The organism is Streptosporangium sp. NPDC050855 (assembly GCF_044456585.1).
GTDB classification, from domain to species: Bacteria; Actinomycetota; Actinomycetes; order Streptosporangiales; family Streptosporangiaceae; genus Streptosporangium; species Streptosporangium longisporum.
In genome coordinates this window covers 1-2,972 of the sequence record NZ_JBITFY010000062.1, presented here as the reverse complement: position 1 = coordinate 2,972, position 2,972 = coordinate 1, and the positions used below count along the sequence as shown (strand labels likewise).

General features: G+C 76.0%; 1 protein-coding gene. It reads right to left on the bottom strand.

Annotation, left to right across the window (positions count from 1 at the left end; all coding sequences use genetic code 11):
* The coding region (locus ACIBCT_RS40490; RefSeq protein WP_399197365.1) for an acyltransferase domain-containing protein at positions 1-2,972 on the bottom strand (2,972 nt) is incomplete at both ends.

Sequence of the window (2,972 nt, the reverse complement as noted above, 5' to 3'; positions counted from 1 at the left end):
CCGACGCGACAGCAACAACAGATCCCGCACCCCATGACCCGTCACCAACCGCCGCGCCACCAACGCCCCCAGCCCACCGGTACCACCGGTCACCAGCACCGTCCCCGACACCGGTGGCCGTGCCTCGGCGAGCACCTCGCGCCGCGCCAGGTGCGGGACGAGGGGCCTGCCGCGCACGATGCGGACCTGGGGTTCGCCGGTCGCCGTGACGAGGGACCGGTCGATGTGGTCGACATGGTCGTCCTCGGCCTCGGCCAGGACGAACCGGCCGGGCTGCTCCGACTGCGCCGACCGCACCAGCCCCCACACCGCGGCGCCCGCCGGGTCGCCGGCCCGGGTGGTGAAGATCAGGGTGGTGTCGGCGGGGTGCACGGCGATGGCGTCGAGGACCCGGCCGGTCAGCTCGCGGACGCGGGCGGGCACGTCGGGCAGGTCGCTCACGCACGGGATCACCACGGCGTCGGCGGTGGTGGCCCCGGCGGTTCCGGCGGTTCCCTCGGTGACGGCGGGTGCCTCGATCCAGTCGACGCCGTGCACCGCCGTACCGCCGGGGGCGCTATGGCGGGGGGCGGCGGCCCGTACGCGGAGGGCGTCGATCGACAGGACCGGCGCGCCGGCCGGGTCGGCCGCCTCGACGAGGGTGTCCTCGCCGGTGGTGGTCAGCCGTACCCGCAGTTCGGGGGCCTCGGTGGCGTGCAGCAGCACGCCACCGAAGGCGAAGGGCAGGAGAAGCTCGTCGTCGCCGCCGGTCAGGACGAGGGGATGCAGGGCGGCGTCGAGGAGGGCGGGGTGGATACCGTACCCGGCCGGGTCGATCTCAGCGGGCAGCGCCACCTCGGCGAACAGCTCCTCGCCCCGGCGCCACACCGCACGCAACCCCTGAAACGCCGGACCGTACTCATACCCCCGCTCGGCCAGCCGCTCATAACCACCCTCCACCTCCACCGGCTCGGCACCCACCGGCGGCCACTCCACCGCCCACGGGTACGAGACACCGGCGGGGGCGTCGGCCGACAGGGTGCCGGAGGCGTGCCGGAACCAGCCGTCGGGGGTACGGGAGTGGACGGCGACGGCGCGGCGCCGCTCGTCGTCGGGCGGGTCCACGGTGACCTGGACGGTGACGGAGCCGCTCTGCGGGAGGAGCAGCGGCGCCTCGATGACGAGCTCGTCCAGGCGCCCGCAGTCGGCGTGGGTGCCGCCTTCGAGGGCGAGCTCGGCGAACGCGGTGCCGGGCAGCAGGACGCCGCCCTCCACGGCGTGGTCCGCGAGCCAGGCCGGGCTCCCGGCCGAGATCTGGCCGGACAGGACGTAGGCGTCGCCGGCCACGGGGACGACGGCGGCCAGCAGCGGGTGCCGGGAGCCGTCGATGCCCGCGCCGGTGGGGCGGCCCACCGGCTCGTGGTCCCCGAGCCAGTAGCGGCGCCGTTCGAAGGCGTAGGTGGGCGGGTCCTTCACCGGTCGCGGAGCGGGGGCGAGCGCGGTGAGCCAGTCGACGTCCGCGCCGAGCGCCCAGGCGTGGGCGAGCGCGAGCAGGAAGCGCGGCCGGTCGCCGGCGCCGCGGCGCAGGGTCGCGCAGACCCCGGCGGTGACGCCCGCGGCGTGGCAGATCTCGTCGGCGTCGGCGCCCAGCACCGGGTGCGGGCTGACCTCGACGAACAGCGGCGTGCCCGCTCCCGCGCACGCCCTGATCGCCTCGTCGAACAGCACCGGGTTGCGCAGGTTGTCGTACCAGTAGCCGGAGGTCAGCCGGGACGGCTCGATGAACCGCCCGGCGAGGGAGGAGCAGAAGGCGATGCCGGTGTCGTCCGGCCGTATGCCGTCGAGAGCGGCGGCGAGCTCGTCGGCGATGGGCTCGACGAGCGGGGTGTGGGAGGCGTAGTCGACGGCGATGCGGCGCACGCGGACGTCTTCTCCGCAGGCCGCGGTGAACTCGTCCAGCGCGGCGGCCTCCCCGGCGACGACGCAGGAGGCCGGGCCGCTGTGGACGGCCACCCAGAGGCTGCCCTCCCATGGCTGGAGCCGTGTCCGGGTCTCGGCGGCGGGCAGGGCCACCGCGAGCATGCCACCGGTGCCGCTGAGCCGGATCAGTGCCCGGGAGCGCAGGGCGACGACCGTGGCGGCGTCGGACAGGGTGAGCACCCCGGCGACGCACGCGGCGGCGATCTCGCCCTGGGAGTGGCCGACGACCGCCGTGGGGTCGACGCCGCAGGAGCGCCACAGCTCGGCGAGGGAGACCATGACGGCGAACAGGACGGGCTGGATGACGTCGGTGCCCTCCAGGGCGGGGGCGCCGTCACGCCCGCGCAGCACGTCGACGACCGACCATCCGGTGTGCGGGCGCAGTGCCTCGTCGCAGTCCAGCAGACGGGTGCGGAAGACCTCGCTGGTGTCCAGGAGGTCGACGGCCATGCCCTCCCACTGGGAGCCCTGGCCGGGGAAGACGAACACCGGCCGGGCGGCGGGGAGCGCCTCGCCGTGGACGGCTGCGGCGTGGGGGGTGCCGTCGGCGACGGCGGCGAGCGCTGCGAGCAGCTCGTCGCGGTCCGCGGCCACCACCACGGCGCGGTGGGCGAACCCCGCGCGTGCGGCCAGGGTACGGCCGGTGGCGCGCAGGTCGTCGTCGGAGGCGCCGGCGGCGTACCGGCGCAGCCGGCCGGCCTGTGCCCGCAGGGCGGTGTCGGTCTTGGCCGACACGGTCCAGACGAGTGGCTCGCCGGGGGCGGCGGGCCGCTGCTCGTCCGGGCCGGGGACGGGAGGGCCTTCCAGGACGATGTGGGCGTTGGTGCCGCTGACGCCGAAGCTGGAGACCCCGGTGCGGGCCGGTCGGTCGCCGGGGAGCTCCACCGGGCGGGTGGCCACGCGGACGCCTCCGGAGTCCCAGTCGACGTGGGGGGTGGGTTCGGTGACGTGCAACGTCGGCGGCAGCACCCCGTGCCGCATCGCCTGCACCATCTTGATCACCCCGGCCACCC